Here is a 23499-nt window from a genome sequence, read left to right on the forward strand (position 1 = left end):
TAGCGTTCGACATCCTGTGGCGGGGCGAGCGCCGGATGCGTCACTGGGGTGTAGATATTGGCACTGTTTCGTAAGAGATACATGCCACAAATTATAATGCGTTGTGCCTCGTCTATATGGGGGATGTCAGCATGTGAAATAGTCATGGGTGTCACGTTGAACCCCAGATGCGAACAGGGGATCGGCGTTTTGAAAATCAGGCCTATCGGGCGTCAGGTTTAAACCTGCTGGTGGCAGCGGTTATCCTATGGAATACGCGCTATCTTCAGTCTTCCATCGTAACGCTCGGCATTTCCGATGACCTGGCGCGGCATATTGCACCCCTCGGTTGGGAGCATATCTCTCTGACAGGGGACTATCGCTGGAATGTCGATGAACAACCCGACGTCGACGCGTTACGACCGCTTCGGGTGCTTGCATCCCTGCTTGTCGCTTGAACCCCAATGCTGGCGGTTCTGTAGGTGTTCACCCTAAGCGTACGTAAAATACACTTTCGTGTCGTGACCCCTATGTGCGGTGACCTCACGGTTTGCCTCGGGCACTTATGATGCACACACCGATTGCCACGGCAGTTGCCTTACGCCGTGGATGCGCGTGTTCGGGCACGCCGATCACATCTTTCTCTCACGAGGCTGACGCCGCGCCCTCAGAGGGCGTTTTCAGGACGACTGTCTGGTCCCGGCGTCAATGCAGCGCCGTGGACCAGGCCTCGCTGCATCTGATCTGAATACCGAACAGGAAATGAATCATGTCCGAGATCACCATGGACACAGAGAGCCATTACGGCGCGGGACACCGTCTTGAAACGGCTCGCACCGAGGAGGGCGTCATGCCGTTTTTTGACGTTACCCTTATCGAACGTGTCGTGACCTCAGACGAAGTGACCTTCAGGGTCGCGGCTGCATCGGCGGAAGCGGCTGCGCGTCTCGTCCTTGCGGCGGTTCCCGATGACACGGAACCGAATGGCGTGCGCCGGGTGAGGTTGCCCGATGGTCAGGAAGGCGGTCTGGAACCGGAGGAGGTCACGCATGGCGAGATCACGGCCCGCGTGAGTTTTGCCGGCGTTGATGAATGCTGCGGTGAATTCGGTCCTTCGAGCTTTTATGATCCTGGCATCGTGGACAGGATTGCCTCTCAAATTGCAGCAATCGCAATTTGAGAACAATGCAGGATTAACAGGACGTTTTGACAGACTTTTTTCCGTCTCGGCCTGATCTCATTTTTTATCTCATCGCCCAGCCCTACCAACGCTACAGTAAATCTACCGCACTGGGACACCTCCAGTTACCCCGGGTCGATGCTCTACACCTCAGGGAAAACCAGTACGTAGCTCGTGCTTCTGCCTCCTGCTGCCTCCCTGGCCAGAATATCGCGCGATACGAGATCATTGATATCACGCAGGGCTGTATCCGGTGACGTCTTTGCAAGCTTCGCCCATTTGGAAGAGGTCAGCTTGCCCTCGAACCCGTCCAGCAGACGGTTCAGCATGAGGCGTTGCCGGTCATTGATCGATTGCCCGGCCAGATTGTCCCAGAAACGGGCTTTCTGGATGACTTTTCCCAAGACCAGATCAGCACGATCAAAGGCCCGATCCAGAGCCCCCAGAAACCAGAGCAGCCAGGCCGTGATGTCCATATCCCCTTTTTGAGTGGCCTCAAGGATCCCATAGTAATCCTTCCGCTCCTGACGGATCTGGGCTGACAGGCTGTAGAAACGCTGGTCCGTCTGCTCCGAGCGCGCCAGCATGAGGTCGCCGATAGCCCGCGCCATGCGCCCGTTTCCGTCTTCAAACGGGTGAATGGTAACAAACCACAGATGTGCGATGGCTGCCTTCAGCACAGGATCCAGCGCTTGTCCGGCATTGCACCAGTTGAGGAAGACCTGCATCTCCGCGGGCACCCTGCTGGCTGCTGGCGCCTCATAATGAACCTTCTCTCGTCCGACAGGGCCTGACACGACCTGCATCGGGCCGGTTCTGTCATCACGCCATCCTCCGACCAGAATACGTGACATGCCGTTTCGGCCGGTTGGAAACAAAGCCGCATGCCAGGCGAACAGTCTTTCTTCGGTCAGCGGATCGGCATAATGTCGGGTCGCATCCAGCATCATCTCCACGACGCCTTCGACATCCCGATCCACCGGTGCCAGTGCGCCAATATCCATGCCCAGTCGCTGGGCGATGGAAGAGCGCACCTGCTCACGATCGAGGTTTTCGCCCTCAATCTCGCTCGACTTGATGACATCTTCCGTCAGGGTCTGGAGCACGGCTTCCGACCTGAAATCGAAGCCGAGACTTTCCATACGGCCTAGGAGGCGTCCCTGCCGATGACGCACCGCGGCTAGTTCATGGGCAATGGTATCCTTGTCCCACTGAAAGCCGGGCCAGTCTTCATGCTGATGAATGTATCGCGCCATATTCCCTGCACTCCTTGCGGAGAATATGGCGCTTAATCACCGCAAACCGCAAGGCTATATCCGCATGATATGCGGAAAATAAGTGAGTTCTTCCACCCATCTGTTCGAAACTCGGAAGAGAAGTCATCAATGAGTCAAGCCCCCATGTCACTACAACTGGTCTTCCGTGAATCACCGATCGCATCCGTTGGGAATCCATATTCCGAATTTTCTGCCAAAGTAGTGCTAAACACGTAGGGTAAGTTTTCGTGACTCAGTCAAGATTAATGGTGCTTATACCACCCGTATCCTCGAATATTGTTCCACGCATCGGTGGTATGACACGCATAGCAATGCTCCACTGGCGCATCCTGATGTGCCACGTGCTGCGAAATCATTTTAAAATGCATCATGTAATGGCTGGGCGGCGCCTTGTGACATTCGTTGCAATCCGTCGATGTCTGATCGGCGGGATGCTCAAATGATGAGATCAACCACGTATTTGTAGCGTGGCAGGTCGCGCAGTCAGGGCCAAAGCGTGCGCGATGAGGATCGACGTTGGAGTGACAGCTTGCGCAATTCAGACGCTGGGCGGAGTTACCAACCGGAAGATGCCCGACCGGCATAGATGATGCCCCGACGATCCCCACTGCCTGCAGTTTTGCGACAGTGTCTGACCAAAACTCCGTCCTTGTCAGCGCCCCGTGATCCATCATGGTCATGTGTGGCCTTTCGCCGTGCTCCACATGACAGGAGGTGCATTGCGTCGCCGCAACATGAAACCGGGTAGATTGCTTATCGGCGAACGACGCCAGAGAATGACATGTCACGCAGTTATTACTCACAACACCTGAAAAGGGCTTGTGACAGGTCTCGCACTGGCTCGCTATAAACTGATGCGCCTTCGAGACCGGTCCCGGACTCACCAGTCCTTCCCAGCCTGGAATGGCGTTACTGCCGGAATGATGCATGGTAAGCGGCACCGCCACACCAACGATTAAGGCCGCGGCCGCAAAAATCGTATAGAGCAGGACGACGGGCTTCATATCCACCTCAACCCGTAATACACGCCCGACCAGATATGAAGAACCAGCAGAAAATAGAGGATCGTCGCAAGAACAATGTGGACCTTACGCCATCGCCCGAACAATGAATTCACGACGTTCTCCGATCTGACAGCGTACTCGACATCTGCCAGCGCGGAGGCGATGGTGGCTTCGCTATCCAATGCACCCCGCGTACCCGGATAGGCCGATGTCAAAAGAAGACGCTGAACGATGTTGCGGGGCGCATCCGACGTCTCGGACATCAGATGCGCCATCCCGGCACCGGCAAGTGCGGCGCGAAGTTGTGCCAACTCCTGGGCGCGGCCACGCAGTCCACGGCCGATCTGAATCAACATGTAACGTCCGACATAGCCGCTGATGACGAGGACGAGCATGATGCCGGTGAGGGAAATCCCCATCGGGCTGTCGAATTTGTGGGCCGCGTGGATCAGGCCGAGAATAGGAGCCAGAACGCCGGCATAGATATGCACCGACAGCAGAGTGCGGCTCTCAATCCGAGGTGCAAAATAACGATGCACGACAGGAATCCGCTTTCCCGCCACATAGATCAGCGGCACCAGCATCAGGATGGCGGCGGAAATGCCAATCAGACTGCCGGCCAAGCTTCCGGGAAAGCGCGGTGCGACATGCACCAGAAATCCCAGCGGAAACAAGACCAGCAGGACAACCAGAGCACCAACGACAATTGCGCTGCGTTCCTGCATTTATGCCTCCACCACAAGCGGGCCACCGGTCGTCTTCGCCTGGCAGGCCAGGATGAAGCCCTTGGCCTTGTCGGCCGGATCGAGCCCATCCTCAACCGCCATTGTCACCTGGCCTTGCAGCAGGTGTGTCATGCACATGCCGCAGATCCCGGACCGACAGGAGGATGGAATAGTGACGCCGGCCGCGTCCGCCGCGTCGAGAACCGATTCATCCAGTTGCAACGGGGCCGATTTCCCCGATGTGGAGAAAGTAATGGTCGTCGCCGCAGGGGTGGTTGCTGGCGACGAGGATCCCCGTGTCGGCGTTGCAGCAACGGCCGCTGGTGCCGGCTTCATCGCAGCCGGTCCGAATGCCTCGCTGTGAACATTGGCAGCCGGTACGCCAAGATCCGCCAGCATCGTCTTCATGCTCGCCATCATACCTGGTGGCCCGCAGACATGGATGCGTCGGTTTACAAGATCAGGCACTGACTGCTGGAGCAACTCCTTCGTAATGCGCCCTTCTGGTCCAGACCATTCAGTTCCCGGCGATCGCCGCATGGTCGCAATTACACGCAGCTTGTCGTTACGGCGTTCCAGCCATTCGATTTCCTGGCGAAAGACATAGTCCGCGCTTTCATGCGCAGAATAGACAAAGTAGATGTCGCCCGGCCAGACGATGTCGGTCAGATATCTTAGAACTGCCATCATCGGCGTAATGCCAACGCCACCGGACAGCAGGACAATGGAGTCCGCTTCCTCACCGGTAAAGGTAAACATTCCAGATGGACCAGCAATCTTCAGAAGGTCGCCTTCCTTGACCGTATCGTGCAGGTAACGCGAGACGAGGCCCTGTTCTTCGCGTTTGATCGTCAGTTCCAGATGTTCGATTCGACCCGGCGATGATGCGATCGTGTAGGATCGGGTCGCGGGCTTGCCAGATGTCGGCTCGATCGTGAGCTGGACGAATTGGCCCGGTTTGAAATCGAATGGAATCCGCCCCCCATCAGCGGGCACTAGATAGAAGGTCGCGATCGCCGGGGTCTCCCGGATGACACGAGCAACTTTCAGGCTACCACGCCAGAGCCCCTGCCGAGGTGGAATAACGGTCGACACGACGGTCCCATCGCCTGAACCCGGAGTGGGTGGCACCGGTGGCTTAGGGCCGTTGTTCATCGGCGATGGGGGCGCAGGCGGTGAGGGGGGCTGCGGCACAGACACCCTGGTGGCATTGAGGATCTCCTGCACCCGGTGCAACCGCAGGATCTGCAAAATCAGCAAAGCGATCGAAACCAGGATCAGGATCGTCATGAACACCAGGTGGGCCGGCGTCAGTCCGAAAAATAGGCCGTTTTGCTGGCTCGCCGCGATTGTCGGCAGACCCATCTGTGCCGTGAACCAGTTGAATGCCACCATTTGAGGATTCACGAGGCCGGTTGCGGCCGCGCGCGCGGCCATTCCGCTATCGAGCAACGCAACACCCTCATGGAGATGTTGGCTGGACCGACGCATCGTGTCCCACGACAGGGACTGAGCGGCATCGACCGATGCAGCGCCGACTTCGCGAAGACCGTCTTGAAGCCTCTGTGCCGCAATATCGGCCAGCATCTGACGTTCGACGTCGGTCAGCTTCGGATGCGTCATCATGAAAGTATAAAGCGGCGTGTGACCGCGCGCTCCGCAACAACCCGCGTCGGCCTTGTCTGCTCCGGGAACCGCACTCAATGCCTGCCCAGCCTGAGGCAGCATGCGGCTCATCATATCGCCCTGCTCAGCCGGCCTGGATGATGGCGCACCGGGGGGGACCGCCGCGCCCATGCCAGGGTGATGGCTCGCATGCTCGTCACCACCCATCGACATCATGCTGCCCATGTCGGACATGCCTGAGTCGGGTCGAGCGGGGGGCGTCTTCATTCCGCCGGACGATTCGGCACCCCGGTCGGCATCCCGGGGCGCTGCCATAGGCCCATCGTCCTCCGGCTGATCCCGCCGCAGCGCCAGAGAAGGTGGCGGACTGCCTGCCGTAGGCCCCGCCATAGTGCCGCTGGACATGGCCGGAACAGTGGGAGACTCACCCGGAGCCTGAGCGAGTCCCTCTGACATGCTGACGAGCAGCGTCATGATCACGACACTCACGCTCGAAAAGATGCGCCTCATGGTTTCTCCAACACGTCATCATCCTCGGCAAAGCGCATACCGACCCATTTTCCGGACGTCGTCAGGAATAAGAAATTACTATACGGGGGTATGGCATATTTTCCTTGATCTCGATCAATTATCGCAGCGGCATCTACGGTCGGGGCATCGGCATATCCATGTCGTGATGCGTATGATGTCCGCCAGCTGCTCCTGCCTGGGCGACCAGCGCCTGGTAGTCAGAACTGTTCATTCCCGGAAGGCTCCCGAGAAACGCAACGATGTTCCAGAGATCATCATCACCATGATCCGCCCAGGACGGCATGCCCGACATCTTGATGCCATGCTTGAGGATCCAGAACAGTTCGCCCGGTGTATAGCGTTGCGCCACATCCTTCAGAACCGGCGGCTTCGGATACATCCCCACCGCCATATCCTCGGCCTCGACGCCCGGCGCGGAATGACAGGAGGCGCAATGCGTCGAAAAATGCGATGCGCCGCCGACGAGCCGTGCCTGCGTTTCAAGATCGACAGGTGCGGTAATGCCCTCGGCGTGATGCCGGATTGAATGGAGGCGTGCCGTTTCCAGAACACGATAGGTCAGCCGCCAGTGCGGCGAGGTGGCGCCCACATCATACAGGCCACCGAAAACGACGGTCGCTCCTGCGCCGATCCCAAACAGCAGGATACCGGCGAACCCCCAGATCAGTCTTGTCATACGTGCCTCCCTTGGCCTTTCCAGGGGCGACGCTGATGGCGCCGCCCCGCTCCGGTCTGGACCCGATCAGCGCTGATGAACCGCGTCAGGCATGCCCTGCGGCCCCATCGGCATCTTCATGCCGCTTTCCTTGTCACCGCAGCCCATTTTCATCTTGTGATCTGACGGCGCCATGGCGTGGCCGTTCGACATATTCATGCCCTTCATCTTCATACAGTCTCCCATCTTTCCCTTCATTTTCATGCCCTTCTCCATGCCCTCCATGCCGGAACCGGACATGCCGTCCATTTTCATCTTGTCGTGGTCCATCCCCGACATGCCGGACATGCCCTGCATCCCGGACATATCCTGACCCTGCGGCTGGGCCGGTGCCGGAGCGGGGGTCTGGGCATGCGCAACCGAGACCGTGGCCAGAAGTGCGGCCAGAGCGGCCGAGAACCTGAAATTGATAGTCAGCATTTGTAAGTTCTTTATCTTTTGTTATCTGAAACGGGGCCGCACGGAGCGCCCCGCAACGACTTCACATCGGGCAGGAGCGGTCAGAACCACGTCCTGATCCCGAAGGTGAAATTCAGGTCATGGACACGCTCATTCCTTGAACGCGCCATGTCGGCGGCCTGACCGAACGTGCCGGAGTAACTCACGCCGATATAAGGCGCGAATTTCCGATGCCATTCGTAGCGAAGCCGCAATCCCGTATCGATATCGGACAGCCCGGTTCCGACGCCGCGCGCACGATCGGACGCGGAATAGAAGTTCATCTCGACCTGGGGTTGGAGAATCAGGCGATTAGTCAGCAGGATATCGTATGAGCCCTGCAGACGCCCCGCCGCACCCCGGTCGCTGAAATAGGCCGTGGCCTCCACATTGAAGAAATATAGAGCCAGTCCCTCGACCCCGATCGCGCCCCAGGCCCGTGTGGGGCCGTTGTCAATATCGAGACGCACGCCGGTCTGGACATCGAAATACCGGGAGATAGCACGATCATAAAGGGCCTCATGGTCTCCATCACCGAACTTGCCGTTTGTGCCGACCGTGCCTTCGGATTTCAGCCAGAGCTTGTCGTAGTCGGTGCCGAACCAAGCCTGCCCATCGTAACGGAACTGCCCGCCATCGGCACCAAAGCGCGCCTCGAACTGGTCGAGCAGCGCATGCATGTAGATGTTATGGTCCATGACCGGCTGGATGCCGTTGATATAGACCACGGGCGCGGGAGCCGAGGCGGTCTGCGCTTCCTGGGTTCCTTCGCTCTGGCGTGCCGGGACTGACTGGGCGCGTCCCGTGCCAGGTACCGCGGTAGCCAGTCCAGCGGCAAGGACCGTGCCACCTATCAGACCCCGGATCACGACACCACCACCGTGCGGAACATGCCCACCTCCATGTGGTAGAGCAGGTGGCAGTGATACGCCCACAGCCCGGGTTCGTCCGCCGTGACCAGGTAACTCAGCCGCTCACCCGGCTTGACGGTAATCGTGTGCTTGTAGGGTCGGCACTCGCCCTGCCCATTTTCCAGTTCACTCCACAACCCATGCAGGTGGATCGGATGCTCCATCATCGTGTCGTTGATCAGGACGAAGCGCACCCGCTCGCCCAGGGTGAGACGAATGGGCTCCGCTTCCGAGAACTTCTTGCCGTCAAACCCCCAGATGAAGCGTTCCATGTTGCCGGTCAGATGCAGGGTGATCTCGCGCGATGGCGGGCGCGGGTCCGCGCCCGGGATCGTCGCCCGCAGATCGGCATATGTCAGAACGCGGCGACCATTGTTCTCCAGCCCGTCGCCCGGTTCCGCCAGCCGGTTGATCGGCATCATGGCGACACTCTGCACCGCGACGCCGGGCTTCAGCTCTGTTTTATGCCGCGACGCAGCCGCCATGCCCGGCATATCCATCGCAGCGGCTCCGGGTCTGTTGGCCTCCTTCATGTCCATATTCCCCATGCCCATGTCGGTCATGGTGCGCAGCGGGCGCGGGTCCATGGGCGGGACCGGACCGGCAAGGCCCGGACGGGTGGCGAGCGTGCCGCGTGCGTATCCGGTACGATCCTCAGCCTGGGCAAAGACCGTGTACGGTCCATCGGCGGTGGGCTCGACAATCACATCGTAGGTTTCCGCAGGTCCGATGCGGAATTCATCGACAGGGATGGGCTCCACGTCATTACCGTCGGCCTGAACGACGGTCATCGTCAGGCCGGGAATGCGCACGTCGAACAGCGTCATCGCCGATGCATTGATGAAGCGCAGGCGTATGCGCTCGCCCGGTCGGAACAGGCCCGTCCAGTTTGCAGCAGGCGACTGGCCGTTGATCAGGTAGGTGTAGATGATGCCCGACACATCCAGAATGTCGGTCGGCGCCATGTTCATGGCACCCCATTGCAGGCGATCTCGGATCGTCGCACCCAGCCCCTGCCGATGTGCGTCACGGAAGAACGTGTCCACCGTACGCTGGCGGAAATTGTAGTAATCGCTCTGGAATTTGAGGTTGGAGACGATGTCCTCAGGATCGACGTCGGTCCAGTCGGACAGGACCATCACATAATCGCGGTCGAAATGCTGCGCGTAACCGTCTCTCGGGTCGATGATCAGAGCCCCATACAGGCCCGTCTGCTCCTGGAAGCCGGAATGGCTGTGATACCAGTAAGTGCCGCTCTGATGCAGCGGGAAGCGATAGGTGAACGTGTCACCCGGCGCGATCCCGCCAAAGCTCAGACCGGGCACGCCGTCCATGTCGGCCGGCACCCGGATTCCGTGCCAGTGGATCGAACTGGGCTCATCCAGCCGGTTGGTGACATTCAGTTCGACTGTGTCGCCCTGACGCCACCGCAGGATCGGCGCGGGCGTGGAGCCGTTCACACCCACCGCGTGCATGCGCGCACCGGTGATATTGACCGGCACAGAACCGACCGTAAGGTCGAAACGGGTGCCAGGCAGCGGGTCGGGCCGACCCGACGCCGGTGTATAGACCGGAGCGTAGGCGCCCGCGCTGCGCTGCGGGACGGCCAGCGCCGCCCCCCACAGGCCCGTCCCGATGACGAAACGGCGGCGCGTGATCGCGCCCCGTCCCGTAAGTGATCGTATTGACATGAATAATAGTCCGCAAAAGAGAGAAGGCGGAACCTGTCATAGGTCCATGACCAGCCCTGACACTGTCAGAACAGAATCAGGCCATCTGTCTGGGCGGCGGCAGGGCGGGCGCGAACGCACGGCCGACCATGCGATCTGAGCGCGACATGCCGAAAGGCGCGGTAACACCTGCGTAATCAAACGCCCTGGTCACGGATGGTGGCATCAGCCAATTGGCGACGCAGGAACCCTGGACACAGCAATCGCCGCAATGATGACATGGGTGATGATCGTGGCACGGTTCATGATTGCAATGTGCGGTCGCCGCATCCGCATGAGATGGCATCTGCATCCCTGGCATGTCGACCATCGGCTGGGTAACCAAAGCAACTGTAGAAGACACCGTGCCGGCATGACCCGGCATGATGGACGCCAGCATCAGCCCCACCTGCAGAAGCAGGCAGGCCAGCAACCGTCCCAACCGTGTCGCGCCGATCCCTTGCACGTCTACCCCGTTATCTTGCTGACCGTTTCGATCAGTTCTCCGATCTTTTCCTGACGCTCCACCGGATCGCCGGATTCGATCGCCTCTACAACGCAGCCCGCGATATGTTCGCGCAGAACAAGCCCCTCGAGCCGATGCAACGCCGCCTTGGCGGCCCGAAGCTGAAGCAGAACATCCACGCAATAGCGGTCGTCGTCCACCATTTTCTGGATGCCACGCACCTGACCTTCGACCCGTTTCAGGCCCTGTGAAATCTTTACCCGTGACTGCCTCATTGCAATATACCCTACCGGGGCATACCTTGAAGTGCAAGCGATTATGGCATACTTCGACGCCGCGGCTGGCGGCCACAAGCAAGGGGGCTTCATGACGAACGACAATACAGCAGCTTGCGCGTCCCATCTCCATGGAGATGGTCCCACCCCGGCAGCGACCGGAGTTGACGCGCACCTGGTCAAGGATCCTGTGTGTGGCATGACGGTCGATCCCGCGACGGCGACGCATCATGCCGACCATGATGGCCGGACCTGGTATTTTTGCAGCGCGCACTGCCAGACAAAGTTCGAGGCCGCCCCCTGTCATTACCTGCACAAGGCGGACACGACGCCCATCAAGCCTCAGCCCAGGCGGGCCGGGATGATCTGGACCTGCCCGATGCACCCCCAGATCCGACAGGATCACCCCGGCTCCTGCCCCATCTGCGGCATGGCGCTGGAACCGGAGGAGCCATCCGACGCCGACATGCCCAACCCGGAACTCGTGGATTTCAGCCGGCGCCTATGGGGAGCGAGCATATTGGCGGTCCCGCTCGTCGTCATCGCCATGGCGGCGGATATGGGAGGGCTGGCATTTTTCGATGGCGGCCTGACGAACTGGATTCAGTTGGCGCTTACGGCACCAATCGTGCTGTGGGCCGGCTGGCCGTTCCTCGAACGCGGCTGGATGTCTCTCCGCACCCGGCATCTGAACATGTTTACGTTGATCATGCTGGGCGTCGGCGCGGGCTTTCTCTACAGCATCGCCGCGACAGTAGCCCCTGGCCTGTTCCCTGCTGCCTTCCGCATGCATGACGGGTCGGTCCCAGTCTATTACGAAGCCGCAGGTGTTATCGTGGCCCTGGTGTTGGCCGGGCAGGTCCTGGAACTGCGCGCCCGCGCCCGTACCAGTCGCGCCATTCGCGCCCTGCTGGATCTCGCACCGAAAATCGCACACCGGGTCGGCGCGCAGGATCGCGAGGACGACGTACCGCTGGCCCAGATCGTGCCCGGCAATCGGCTCCGCATCCGGCCGGGGGAAAGCATCCCGGTGGACGGCACCGTCATGGACGGGCGCTCCAGCGTGGACGAAGCCATGCTGACAGGAGAGCCAGCACCTGTCGCCAAGGGCCCGGGTGACAAGGTGACGGGCGGAACCATCAACGGCACCGGCAGCCTGCTGATGACGGCCGAGGCCGTTGGCTCGGACACGATGCTGGCCCGAATCGTCAGCATGGTGGCGGCTGCGCAGCGTACACGGGCACCGATCCAGGCGGTGGCGGACCGGGTCTCCGGCTGGTTCGTGCCGCTGGTCGTGCTTGTGTCCCTGCTGACCTTCGTCGTCTGGCTTCTGGTCGGTCCGCAACCGCGCTTCGGACACGCACTGCTGAACGCCATTGCGGTCCTGGTGATCGCCTGCCCGTGCGCGCTGGGCCTGGCCACTCCGATGTCGATCATGGTCGGCATGGGACGCGGGGCGCGAGCCGGCGTGCTGGTTCGCAACGCCGAAGCACTGCAGGCGCTGGATACGGTCGATACGCTGGTGATCGACAAGACCGGCACCGTAACGGAAGGCAAGCCCCGGCTGATCGCGACCGAAACATCAGGTGCATGGGATTCCAGCATCGTCCTGCGGTTGGCGGCATCACTGGAAACGCAGTCCGAGCATCCGCTGGCCCAGGCGCTGGTCGCCGCGATGACGGCGCAGGGCCTTCAGGCCGCATCGGTCGGGGATTTCGCCTCTCAGACCGGCCTGGGCGTGACCGGCACCGTGGACGGGCATGCCGTCGTCGTCGGAAACCAGGCCCAGATGCGGCAGCAGGGCATCGATGCGTCAGCATTGATCCCTGTCGCGGACAGCCACCGGGCGGAGGGCGCGGGCGTCATGTTCGTCGGCATCGACGGACAGGCCGCTGGGTTGCTGGTCGTGGCCGATCCGTTGAAGACCGACGCGAAGGAGACCATCGCGGCACTGCACGCAGTCGGCATGCGGATCGTGATGCTGACGGGCGACAACGCCCGGACTGCGGAAGTCGTCGCCCGTCAGGCGGGGATCGACGAGGTGCATGCCGACCTCAAGCCTGAGGACAAGGCCGCAATCATTCGTGACATGCAACACAAGGGAGCCCGTGTCGCCATGGCGGGCGACGGCGTCAACGACGCGCCGGCCCTGGCCACCGCCGATATCGGAATCGCCATGGGCACAGGCACCGATGTCGCGATCGAAAGTGCTGGGATGACACTGGCACAAGGCAGCCTCGCCGGACTGGTACGCGCCCGCCGCCTGGCACAGGCAACGATGCGCAACATCCGGCAGAATCTGGCATTCTCCTTCCTGTTCAATGGGATCGGCATTCCACTTGCCGCAGGTGTCCTGTATCCCGTCTTTGGCCTTACGCTGTCGCCCATGTTCGCGGGAGGCGCGATGGCCCTGTCATCCCTGGCCGTCGTGACAAACGCACTGCGGCTCAATGCCCTGAGACTTCGATAAAAGCAGATTGCCTATTTCGTTCGGAAGGCATGCCTATCCGCGACAGGAACCCACACGAAGCGATGACCCGTTCATTACAAGAGCATAGATTTTCACGCAGGGATCAGCAGATGGGATATAGCTTGAATGGGTTTCATACCCTGCCCAAAGCGCTCAATGGCCTTACGATCCTTCTCAAGCGCCCCGTAAGGCAGATACCGGACTTTCAGATCGGCAATCCTGCTGAAAGCCGGTCGCCGCAGTTGTTCCCGCACATCGGCTTCCCGCTTATCCGGCGCAACAAGGAACAGTCCCTCCAGGGCCTGCGCCTCTGACCCGAGAGCAAGATCCAGCATCCGCACGATGCCGGAATAGATGGTCGTTGAATGCTCAACCTCGAAGGCTGCCACAATCCTGTGGCTTTCCCGACCGAGCCACAGAACATCGATCAGGCGCACGGATTCCGCTCCCTGCGTTTCCGTCGTGAACCCCGGCAACATCGACAGACAGCCATCTCCCAATTTACCGTCCTGCCATGGACGGCCACGATCATTGGCAGCAATCCAGACATCATACCCTAGGGAAAGCCCCAGATCGCGAAGCCAACCCTGAATTTCGGTATGGGTGTGATCCGTTTCCCGCTCTGCGGCGAGTATCCGGGCTTCTTTTGCGCTCTGCTCCCTCACCTGGTGAAGATCGGCTTCCCAGAGTTTTCGCGCTGTTTCATCATCATTGAGAGGCGGCGCCGTATAGCGTCCGCTTCCGACGTCAAACAGCAGTCCTCCAATGGCGCCCAGATCATTGGACAGCAGCGAACGATAAGTCGCATTCAGCTTCAGGATGCCCTGCCGCATGGCAAGATATTCCTCCCAACGCCCCAGCTTCACCTTTGATCCGGTCAGGGCATTATAGCCCTTCACGATCGCCGTATTGAAAGGCGGCATGATTGTGGGGTGCAGGAAATACAGCAGATTGGCGACGGCTGGCCCCAGTCCCTTTATCTTGCGGGCATCAATCGCATGAATGGCCGAGACCACATGCTCTTCGGTATTGCAGCACAGACAGGTATCAAGAAGCAGCCCGAATGCTTTCTGGTTGGCAGGATTTTCGTAGATATCGGGAATGCGCAGCTTCGGCTTCCACAGGAAGGCGTGATCCGCACCCTTGAAAATCTGGCGCTGCTCCGCAATCGAATGAACGACCGTTTCCAGAGAGGAACCACGATAGGCGACCCCGAATGTGCTCTCGGCTATCTCGGCAACGACCTGCTGCAGACCACGGCGGATAGACCGAAAATTCTTGATACGTTCGTCCCACAGAAACCAGCTCTGATAGGTCCCTGCCGGATCGTCCCGCCAGCGAAGGATAAGGTCTAGAATCAGGTCGGTCATCAATCCAGAAACTAAAATTACATTCGTTTCTAAGCCTGATTGTAACAGCGGCTCACGTCAATGCGGATAATCGCAAGAGGTTGCGCGGTATGATACCCCCGCTTTGAACTTATTTCCCCTAAACATCTGGAATTAAAAAATTCTCTAGAAGATGGCCTCAGTTTACGCATAGCAAAACCCCGCTGAGTCAGCGACTTAGCGGGGTTTCAGAAACTGTAAGTGGTTGCGGGGGGGCGCGTGCTCTCCGTCGGGTTCTCGAGCGCGCCATTTTGGACACGACTTATCCTGAGGGCCACGCCGTCAGCCAGCGTCTGCTCCTTTGGCTGAGGGAGCAGGGTGCGTGAGTGCGGTCAGGCGGTTTCTCGATCTTGGGTCGGGCCATCTTCCGCGTGTGGATCGGGAGAGACTGGATGAAGCGGTCCGTTTTGGCGGACTGGGTGCGCCGGGTGCCTGTATGGCCGGCCCGTACGGGGTCGTTTGCGGGAGGGGGCGAAATCCTACGCTAAGGATTTAGGCCAGCGATATTCGCCGGTGAGGTTGATGTGTTCCCATCCCAGCGGTGAGACATGGGCGAGGAGATCAGGCGGGATGATGATGCCGTCCACGGCGCGTCTGTCCACGACCTCCCCGAGTTTCATGGTGTTCCAGAAGATGATGATGGCGGCGAGCAGGTTCATGCCGGCAATACGATAGTGCTGCCCTTCGCCTGAGCGGTCGCGTATCTCACCTCGACGATGGAAGCTGATGGCGCGCTTGAGGGCATGATGGGCCTCGCCCTTGTTGAGACCGATCTGAGCCTGGCGCTGGAGACCGGCGTCGAGAATCCAGTCGATCATGAACAGGGTGCGCTCGATGCGACCGATCTCCCGCAATGCGAGGGCCAGCTCATTCTGGCGCGGGTAGGAAGCGAGCTTGCGAAGAATCTGGCTGGGGGCGACGATGCCCGCTGCGATCGTTGCCGTGACGCGCAGGATGTCGGGCCAGTTGCGCTCGATGAGCGGTTCATTGATTTTGCCGCCAACCAGCGCTCGCACATTGGCGGGCGTCGCGTTGGGCGTGAAGGCATAGAGTCTTTTCTGAGAGAGATCTCGGATACGCGGTGCGAACCTGTAGCCGAGCAAGGAGCTGGCGGCGAACACATGATCGGTAAAGCCACCCGTGTCGGCAAAATGCTGGCGGACGCGGCGGCCTGCGTCATTCATGAGCAGCCCATCGAGTATATAAGGTGCCTCGCTGACCGTTGCCGGGATGACCTGGGTAGCGAAGGGCGCATATTGATCGGACACATGGCTGTATCCCTTGAGGCCTGGGACGTTGCCATATTTCGCGTTGATCAGATTCATCGCTTCGCCCTGCTCGGTAGCAAGGAAGAACTGCCCGTCGCTGGATGCGGATTTCCCTTGTCCCCAGAAGGCGGACATAGGCAGAGCGGCATGGGCTTCCACGATCATGGCGAGCGCCCGATCATAGGCGCTGCCTTCGACATGCCAGCGTGCGATCCGCAGCAATTCCCAGAAGCTGTGCGTATTGGTCGCCGCTGCCATCTTGCGTAGACCAAGATTGACGCCTTCCGCCAACAACACGTTCATCAGGCCGATCTGGTCGCGGCAAGGCACGCCAGTGCGCAGATGCGTGAAAGCCTCGGAGAATCCGGTTCGCTCATCGACTTCCAGCAACAAATCGGTGATCCTCGTGGACGGGAGCTGTTGATAGAGATCGAGTACGAGATCCTCAGTGCCTTCGGGTGTGTCAGCCTTCAGCTTGTCGATGTGCAGCTTGCCGTTCTCGATGATGCCGCCTGGGATCGTACCGGTTCGCGCCGCGCGGCCAAGCGCCTTCAGTTGCGTATCCAGTCGAGCCCTGCGCTCGGCAAGCCATTCGCCGGGTTGCAGCGGCACAGCGAACCGCGCGGTCTGCTCTATCGCCTGTGGCGGGACCAGGATCTGCTTGAGGTCGCCATAGCGGCGCGATTTTGCCAGCCATATGTCGCCGGACCGGAAAGCGTCGCGGATATGGAACAGCACCGCGATTTCCCAAAGTCGGTAGTCGCCGGCGGGCGCAGCGCGAAGATGGCGATGCCATTTGGAGTTGGGACGTAGAAAATCCATAGGAGGATCGGATTTGATCCCGCTCTGTAGCAGCGCGATAGCCGTCAGAAGAGGCTTGGCAATCGGCGCCGCCTGCATGTCGAGCAGGCGCAGCATCCTGGGCGCATAGAGGCGGAAGCGATGATAGCCGTCCAGCACACGGCTGAGCGGGTCGGCAGCGAGCACATTGGTCAACGCAGAGGCCGTGGCGACAAGGGTTCTGAACCGTTCCCAGCCTGGACCGGTGGTGATTATCCCGTCCAGGGATGCGCCATCGTCCTGCGCTCCAAGCAAAGCACCACCGATTTCAGCAAAAGACTTCAGCGTGTCCCGAACGGCCGCCTTTTCGTCGGCGATCTTGGTGCTGCAAAGGCGTTCGGAGACCCGATAGAGACGGCCTACGATGCGATCGTGGGTCTCCACGATGACATCAGCCAGAGATGACCGCCATTCCATGGTGCAGACAGCGAGGATTGCAAGCCGCCTGCCTTCGGGCAGATCGCGCATGCCGTCGGCGTAATAGCGCTCGCCCTGCCGGCGAAGGCGGGTCACACGATGCGCGGGAACGCCGTCCAGCAAATCTGCCGGAAGATCGAACTTGTGGAGATATTCCAGTCGATCCATCAGCCGATTGGCCGCCGCCGAATTTGCGCCAACTTCGAACTGTCGCAGCCATACGAAGCGGGTGATGCGACCATCCACCGTATCCCACATTTCCCAAGTAAGGCGCTGATTTCGCTGTCCTGACCATTATATTTCCTATATAAAACATGGTGTTGAAGGCTGCGAGGGGCGCGTTTCATGGATCACCCAGAGGGTGCGGGCTTGCAACGGGCAGATCGGGTGGATTTCGACCCTCGCGTGCGGCTGGAATTTCGCGGCACGCAGCTCAGTTCCGACGGCGGCCTTCTGGTGATGCGCGAGCTTGATGACGCGCTCGGGTTGTCCGATTTGGCGTCAGCGGCGCTGCGCGATACTCGCTCTGGCAAGAACACGGTCCATCGGCTCGACGGCCTGTTCCGGCAATCAGTCTTTGGGCGGCTGGCCGGATACGAGGATGTCAACGACGCCAACCGTCTCGCCTGCGATCCGGTCATGCGCCAAGTTGTCGGCGGCAGAGCGGTCGATGCACAAGCGGCCTCGGCATCGCAGATGGGACGGTTCGAGACCGAGACGCTGGCTCTGGCCGGGAACCGTGCCGCGCTGGCCGACCTGAACGGGCAATGGATCGACCGGTTCCATGACCGTAACGGGCTGAAGTACATCGTTCTGGACATGGACAGCTCGGTCAGCCCGACCCATGGCGACCAGGAAGGGTCCGCCTGGAATGGCCATTTCGACTGTAGCTGCTATCACCCCAACTTTCTGTTCAACCAGTTCGGGATGCTGGAACGCTGCGCCCTGCGCCATGGCAACGTCCACAGCGCCGATGGCTGGCGTGATGTTCTCGACCCCGTCATTGCGCGCTACGCGGAGCGCGACCTTGGTGGCAGGTTCTTCCGGGCCGATGCTGCCTACGCGATCCCGGCGATCTATGAGCGATTGGAAGAAGCGCGGTTCTTCTACGCCATCCGGCTGCCCGCAAACGCGGTCCTCAAGGACAAGATCGCGCATCGGCTAACGCGCCCTGTCGGGCGGCCGTCACTGACCAAGGTCAAGCGGTTCTTCGAGGAATTCGAGTATCAGGCGGCGTCCTGGGACAAGGAACGCCGGGTGATCGCCAAGATCGAATGGCATCCGGGCGAACTGTTCCCGCGTGTCGGCTTCATCGTCACCAACCTGCCGATGGAGCCGGACTGGGTGGTGCGGTTCTACAACCAGCGCGGCACCGCCGAGCAGCACATCAAAGAGGGCAAATACGCCTTTCGCTGGACGCGGCTGTCGTGCCGGAAGTTCCGCGACAATGAGGTGCGGCTGCAACTGCACGCCCTGGCGTACAACCTGGCCACCTTCTTGCGCTGCATCGAGCTGCCCGAGGCCATGGCCGACTGGTCGTTGACCAGCCTGCAACTGAAGCTGATCAAGATCGGGGCACGTGTGGTCCGTCACGCCCGCACCATCACCTTCCAGCTGGCCGAGGTCGCTGTCACCGGCACGATGGTACGCGCCATCCTCGCCGCTATCCGCCGATTGCGAGCGCCACCGCTATGCGCATGATCGCGATCCACGCTCAAACTGAACGAAAGCGGCTGGACAGATCTGTCCGCTGCGCTGAAAAACGCCGCCCTTGGGCAAGGAAACAGCGGCTTCGCGGTCTGATCCGTCCAGATCCAGCAGTCTGCGCGACCGCAGGTGCCGCTTGCGGCAGAAAATCCTTGTCTAGCGCTCGGATACAGGCGATCTTCACCTCAAACGACACGCCACTTGGGGAATGCAGGTTTACATGACAAGCTGAGTCCGGCGTACCCTTCATCAACCCACCATACTGGAGTTACCGACATGCCATTCGTCACCACACAAGACGGCGTAGAAATCTTCTACAAGGACTGGGGCGCAAAGGACGCGCAGCCGATCATGTTCCATCATGGCTGGCCGCTCAGCGCCGACGACTGGGACGCGCAGATGCTGTTCTTCCTGTCCAAGGGGTTTCGGGTCATCGCCCATGACCGGCGCGGCCACGGACGGTCGACGCAGGTCAGCGAGGGGCACGACATGGACCATTACGCGGCCGATGCCTCGGCCGTGGTCGAACATCTCGACCTGAAGAACGTCGTTCATGTCGGTCATTCCACCGGCGGCGGTCAGGTCGCACGCTATGTCGCGCGCTTCGGGCAGCCGCAGGGGCGCGTCGCGAAGGCGGTGCTGGTCAGTTCCGTACCGCCCCTGATGGTCAAGACCGATCGCAGTCCCGAAGGCGCGCCGATCGAGGTGCTGGACGGCCTGCGGGCCGGGCTTGCCGCCAACCGCGCGCAGTTCTTCCTCGATGTCCCGACCGGACCGTTCTACGGCTTCAACCGGCCGGGTGCTGCGATCTCGGAAGGCACGATCCGCAACTGGTGGCGGCAGGGTATGATGGGCAGCGCCAAGGCGCATTATGAAGGTATCAAGGCCTTCTCGGAAACAGACCAGACCGAAGATTTGAAGGCGATCACGGTGCCGACCCTCGTCCTGCAGGGCGACGACGACCAGGTGGTTCCCTACAGGAACGCGGCTCTGCTCCAGCATCAGTTGATCGCCGGCAGTGTGCTGAAGATCTACCCCGGCTATCCGCACGGCATGCACACGACCCATGCCGACAAGATCAACGCCGATATCCTGGCCTTCATCACGGGGTGAGGGTCGCCTCATCATTGTCTGACCATCGCGGGTGGCGCCGATGCGCCGCCTGCCCCTCGTTTCGGGTGACGTGACAGCCATGTTGAAAGACACCGATCCTTTGGCCGCGATGACGGAGACACTTCATCGGCAACGGGCTGCCTTCCTGCGTGACGGACCACCCACACGCACGGAGCGTCGGCGCGACCTCCGACGGTTGCGCGCCATCGTGCTGGAGCACCGCTGCGCGATCGAACAGGCGATCGACGCCGATTTCGGGCACAGGTCGCGCCATGAGACCGACCTGATGGAACTGGTCGGCGTCGTGCAGGCCATCGACTACCTGACCCGCAACCTCCATCGCTTCATGCGGACGGAGAAGCGGCATGTGAGCCTGATCTATCAGGGCGGCCGCGCGCATGTCACGTATCAGCCGAAGGGTGTGATCGGCGTGATGGCCCCGTGGAACTATCCGTTTTCACTGGTCATGATCCCGCTGGCAACGGCCATCGCCGCCGGGAACCGCGTCATGATCAAGCCATCGGAGACGACGCCGCGGACCAGCGCGTTGATCCGGATGATGCTGGCCGAGGCATTTGGCGACGAGAAAGTTGCTGTCGTGCTGGGCGGTCCGGATGTGGGCGCAGCCTTCAGCCGACTGCCCTTCGACCATCTCCTGTTCACCGGCAGCACCTCGGTCGGCCGGCACATCATGGCGGCCGCGAGCGAAAATCTTGTTCCCGTGACGCTCGAACTGGGTGGCAAAAGCCCGGTCGTCGTTGCGCGCGGTCATGTCAGCGACAATGCGATGAACAGCATCGTGTTCGGCAAACTGTCCAATGCCGGGCAGACCTGCGTGGCCCCCGATTATGCGCTGGTGCATGAAAACGATCTGGAGGCGTTCATCACCTCCTGGGATCGCGCGGTGACCCGGTCCTATCCCGATGGTCCGACCAGTGCCGATTATTCGTCCATCGTCAACGACCACCATTACACGCGCCTGACGGGGCTGATCGACGAGGCGCGGCAACGGGGGGCCCGGGTGATCGAGGTGGGTGCCCGGCCTGACGCTGCCCGGAAACGGACCCTCACGCCCACGCTTGTTATCGGCGCTGAGGACGATCTTGCGGTGATGAAGGAGGAGATTTTCGGTCCTATCCTGCCGGTCCGGACGTACCGCACGATGGACGACGCGATCGATTTCATCAACGCGCGCCCACGCCCGCTGGCGCTGTATTATTTCGGTGCGCGCGATGCCGACTGCGCCAGGCTGCTGGCCCGGACGACGTCGGGGAATGTCGGCATCAACAACACGATGATACACGTCGCTCAGGACGATCTGCCGTTCGGTGGCATCGGCGCCAGCGGCATGGGCGCCTATCATGGCATCGAGGGGTTTCGTACCATGAGCCATGCCAGGGGCGTGTTCATCCAGAGCCGCTGGAACCTACCCGCCCTGCTGCGTGCACCGTTCGGACGTCTGGCGGATATTGCCCTGCGCGCGACGCTCGGAAAATCGCGCCGACACGCTTAGAAACAGAATGTCAGCGCGGATTCACATTCAGAATAACCGTTCGAAGGAAACTGTCATGACGACTGAGCAGACAACAGCATATCATACGACGGAGTCCGGCATTCCCGTCTCCAGCGACGAGCATTCGCTGACTGTCGGTGCCGATGGCCCGATCCTGCTGCACGATCACTACCTGATCGAGCAGATAGCGGCATTCAATCGTGAGATGATCCCCGACCGTCAGCCCCATGCCAAAGGCAGCGGCGCGTTCGGTCGGTTCGAAGTCACCCACGATGTCAGCCGGTATACCTGCGCCAAATTCCTGCAACCGGGCGCGAGGACGGAGGTCGTCGCGCGCTTCTCGACCGTGGCGGGAGAGGCCGGAAGCCCGGATACGTGGCGCGATCCGCGTGGATTTGCCCTGAAATTCTATACGGAGGACGGCAATTTCGACATGGTCGGCAATAACACGCCGGTCTTCTTCGTGCGCGATCCGCTGAAATTCCAGCATTTCATCCATTCGCAGAAGCGCCGTGTGGATAACGGCCTGCGCGACAACGACATGCAGTGGGATTTCTGGACACTGAGCCCGGAGACCGCGCATCAGGTGACATGGCTGATGGGCGACCGTGGCATCCCGGCAAGCTGGCGTCATATGGATGGCTTCTCCAGCCACACCTACCTATGGGTGAATGCGGCTGGCGAGCGGTTCTGGGTGAAGTATCACTTCAAGACCGATCAGGGCATCAAGTGCCTGACGCAGGAGCAGGCAGGTCAGCTTGCGGGCGCGGATGCCGATTATCACCGGCGCGATCTCTATACGGCGATCAAACGTGGCGAGCATCCGAGCTGGACGCTCAAGATGCAGATCATGCCGTATGAGGACGCGAAGACCTATCACATCAACCCGTTCGATCTGACCAAGGTCTGGCCGCAGGGCGAATATCCGCTGATTGAGGTCGGCAAGCTGACGCTCGACCGGAACCCGACGGATTTCCACTCCCAGATCGAGCAGGTCGCATTCGAGCCGAACAATTTCGTGCCGGGAACCGGACTGTCACCCGACAAGATGCTGCTGGGGCGTTCGTTCGCCTATGCGGATGCACATCGGGCGCGGCTCGGGGTGAATTACAAGCAGATTCCGGTCAACGCGCCGAAATGTCCGGTTCATGGCTACACGAAAGGGGGCGCCATGCGGATACGCGAAGCCCATGATCCTGCCTACGTCCCCAATTCCAAGGGCGGCCCGACGGCCAACCCGCAGCGCTTCCCGGAAAACGCCGTCTGGGCAGCAGACGGCGACTTCGTGCGTGCGGCCTACACGCTACGTACGGACGATAACGATTTCAGTCAGGCCAACACCCTGATCAACCGCGTCATGGACGACGCAGCGCGTGACCGTCTGGTGAACAATATCGTCGGGCATGTGTTGCAAAGCGTCGAAGAGCCTGTTTTGTCGAGGGTCTTCGAATACTGGTCGAAAATCGACGCGACGATCGGAGCACGGGTAAAGGAAGGTGTGCTCGCCGAACGAGCAGGAGATTAAGATTGTTTGGCGTTCATCCCTACGTCATAAATTCGGCCTGAAGAAACAACCCCGCAGATATCCGCGCTACGGTCATCTGCTTGGGAGACTCCACGTCGGGAATGAGGGCGGAAGCAGAAGCACTGCCGAGTAGCATGACAGCATGAAAAAAAGCGGCTCCCGGAGACCGGAAGCCGCCATTTTCATTCAGGGAAATGCTATTCCGCAGCGACCGCGGCAGGCCCGTCTGCTGAGTAATCAGGGACTTCATCAGTTTTCATCTGCGCAGACAGTCCTTTCGTCCGCAGAGCCTCCGGTAGCCAGCCGGTGCCTTCAAACAGCCTTTCGGCCGCCTGCGCCATGTCGTTCTTTTTCAGATGTGCGATACGCTCGGCTGCCTCAGTTCCCCGCGCCTCACGCACGGCTTCGAGAATACGGGCGTA

The 23499-nt window shown here is 60.4% G+C and carries 18 protein-coding genes and 3 pseudogenes; 7 read left to right on the forward strand and 14 right to left on the reverse strand.

Annotated elements, in window-relative coordinates:
• Window positions 1–179: 179 nt before the first annotated feature.
• Together ABDK75_RS15485 and ABDK75_RS15490 are read left to right on the forward strand one after the other, a co-directional pair.
• Window positions 180–437: pseudogene (locus ABDK75_RS15485) on the forward strand (Tn3 family transposase); the annotation flags it as partial.
• A 311-nt stretch (window positions 438–748) separates the two neighbouring features.
• On the forward strand, window positions 749–1159 hold the full coding sequence (locus tag ABDK75_RS15490; protein WP_007284540.1) for a hypothetical protein: 411 nt from the start codon (window positions 749–751) through the stop codon (window positions 1157–1159).
• A gap of 143 nt (window positions 1160–1302) precedes the next feature.
• Here ABDK75_RS15490 and ABDK75_RS15495 read toward each other — a convergent pair whose 3' ends face one another.
• From ABDK75_RS15495 to ABDK75_RS15540, 10 genes are all read right to left on the reverse strand, one after another.
• Window positions 1303–2415, reverse strand: coding sequence for a Fic family protein (locus ABDK75_RS15495; protein ID WP_007284539.1), 1113 nt, complete (start codon window positions 2413–2415; stop codon window positions 1303–1305).
• A 263-nt stretch (window positions 2416–2678) separates the two neighbouring features.
• The gene (locus tag ABDK75_RS15500) at window positions 2679–3440 is read right to left on the reverse strand and encodes a hypothetical protein (protein WP_007284538.1); all 762 of its coding nucleotides are present in this window, start codon (window positions 3438–3440) and stop codon (window positions 2679–2681) included.
• Complete coding sequence (locus tag ABDK75_RS15505) at window positions 3437–4165, reverse strand: hypothetical protein (protein WP_007284537.1); 729 nt, start codon at window positions 4163–4165, stop codon at window positions 3437–3439. Before ABDK75_RS15505 ends, ABDK75_RS15500 begins: the two co-directional genes overlap by 4 nt.
• Entirely contained in the window at window positions 4166–6301 is a 2136-nt protein-coding gene (locus ABDK75_RS15510) for a 2Fe-2S iron-sulfur cluster-binding protein (protein ID WP_346006355.1), read from the reverse strand. It lies immediately after the preceding gene.
• Window positions 6302–6434: 133 nt separating this feature from the next.
• Entirely contained in the window at window positions 6435–6998 is a 564-nt protein-coding gene (locus ABDK75_RS15515; protein ID WP_007284535.1) for a cytochrome c, read from the reverse strand.
• Between the two features lie 66 nt (window positions 6999–7064).
• Complete coding sequence (locus tag ABDK75_RS15520) at window positions 7065–7457, reverse strand: hypothetical protein (protein ID WP_018307592.1); 393 nt, start codon at window positions 7455–7457, stop codon at window positions 7065–7067.
• An 80-nt stretch (window positions 7458–7537) separates the two neighbouring features.
• Window positions 7538–8344: a copper resistance protein B gene (locus ABDK75_RS15525; RefSeq protein ID WP_062268971.1), complete on the reverse strand. Its 807-nt coding sequence runs from the start codon at window positions 8342–8344 to the stop codon at window positions 7538–7540.
• Entirely contained in the window at window positions 8341–10077 is a 1737-nt protein-coding gene (locus ABDK75_RS15530) for a copper resistance system multicopper oxidase (protein ID WP_346004361.1), read from the reverse strand. The genes ABDK75_RS15525 and ABDK75_RS15530 overlap by 4 nt, the downstream gene beginning before the upstream one ends.
• A gap of 76 nt (window positions 10078–10153) precedes the next feature.
• Window positions 10154–10528: a hypothetical protein gene (locus ABDK75_RS15535; RefSeq protein WP_062268967.1), complete on the reverse strand. Its 375-nt coding sequence runs from the start codon at window positions 10526–10528 to the stop codon at window positions 10154–10156.
• Window positions 10529–10563: 35 nt separating this feature from the next.
• Window positions 10564–10836: a metal-sensitive transcriptional regulator gene (locus tag ABDK75_RS15540; RefSeq protein ID WP_061491050.1), complete on the reverse strand. Its 273-nt coding sequence runs from the start codon at window positions 10834–10836 to the stop codon at window positions 10564–10566.
• Window positions 10837–10879: 43 nt separating this feature from the next.
• Between ABDK75_RS15540 and ABDK75_RS15545 the strand changes: the two genes are divergently transcribed.
• Window positions 10880–13306, forward strand: a complete 2427-nt coding sequence (locus ABDK75_RS15545; protein ID WP_082783004.1) for a heavy metal translocating P-type ATPase — start codon at window positions 10880–10882, stop codon at window positions 13304–13306.
• Window positions 13307–13398: 92 nt separating this feature from the next.
• On the opposite strand, the gene ABDK75_RS15550 is transcribed toward ABDK75_RS15545, so the two are convergent.
• Both ABDK75_RS15550 and ABDK75_RS15555 read right to left on the reverse strand, forming a co-directional pair.
• On the reverse strand, window positions 13399–14676 hold the full coding sequence (locus ABDK75_RS15550; RefSeq protein ID WP_061491049.1) for a hypothetical protein: 1278 nt from the start codon (window positions 14674–14676) through the stop codon (window positions 13399–13401).
• 497 nt (window positions 14677–15173) lie between these two features.
• Window positions 15174–17492, reverse strand: a pseudogene (locus ABDK75_RS15555) (Tn3 family transposase); the annotation flags it as partial.
• Window positions 17493–17564: 72 nt separating this feature from the next.
• On the opposite strand from ABDK75_RS15555, the gene ABDK75_RS15560 reads away from it, so the two are divergent.
• The 4 genes from ABDK75_RS15560 to ABDK75_RS15575 all read left to right on the forward strand — a co-directional run bounded on the left by ABDK75_RS15560 (window position 17565) and on the right by ABDK75_RS15575 (window position 23077).
• Window positions 17565–18920 carry an IS1380-like element IS1247 family transposase gene (locus tag ABDK75_RS15560; protein ID WP_006473457.1) on the forward strand — a complete coding sequence of 452 codons (1356 nt, stop codon included), beginning with the start codon at window positions 17565–17567 and terminating at the stop codon, window positions 18918–18920.
• Between the two features lie 282 nt (window positions 18921–19202).
• Complete coding sequence (locus tag ABDK75_RS15565) at window positions 19203–20039, forward strand: alpha/beta hydrolase (RefSeq protein ID WP_346006356.1); 837 nt, start codon at window positions 19203–19205, stop codon at window positions 20037–20039.
• Window positions 20040–20118: 79 nt separating this feature from the next.
• On the forward strand, window positions 20119–21552 hold the full coding sequence (locus ABDK75_RS15570; protein ID WP_346006398.1) for a coniferyl aldehyde dehydrogenase: 1434 nt from the start codon (window positions 20119–20121) through the stop codon (window positions 21550–21552).
• A 55-nt stretch (window positions 21553–21607) separates the two neighbouring features.
• A complete protein-coding gene (locus tag ABDK75_RS15575; RefSeq protein WP_408874446.1) occupies window positions 21608–23077 on the forward strand; it encodes a catalase in 1470 nt (489 codons plus the stop codon).
• 19 nt (window positions 23078–23096) lie between these two features.
• Here ABDK75_RS15575 and ABDK75_RS15580 read toward each other — a convergent pair whose 3' ends face one another.
• Both ABDK75_RS15580 and ABDK75_RS15585 read right to left on the reverse strand, forming a co-directional pair.
• On the reverse strand, window positions 23097–23327 hold the full coding sequence (locus tag ABDK75_RS15580; RefSeq protein WP_346006400.1) for a hypothetical protein: 231 nt from the start codon (window positions 23325–23327) through the stop codon (window positions 23097–23099).
• A pseudogene (locus ABDK75_RS15585) lies at window positions 23275–23496 on the reverse strand (chromosome partitioning protein ParB); the annotation flags it as partial. The gene ABDK75_RS15580 and the pseudogene ABDK75_RS15585, both read right to left, overlap by 53 nt.
• Between the last annotated feature and the right edge of the window lie 3 nt (window positions 23497–23499).

Source organism: Gluconobacter sp. OJA, from assembly GCF_039638325.1.
GTDB classification, from domain to species: Bacteria; Pseudomonadota; Alphaproteobacteria; order Acetobacterales; family Acetobacteraceae; genus Gluconobacter; species Gluconobacter cerinus.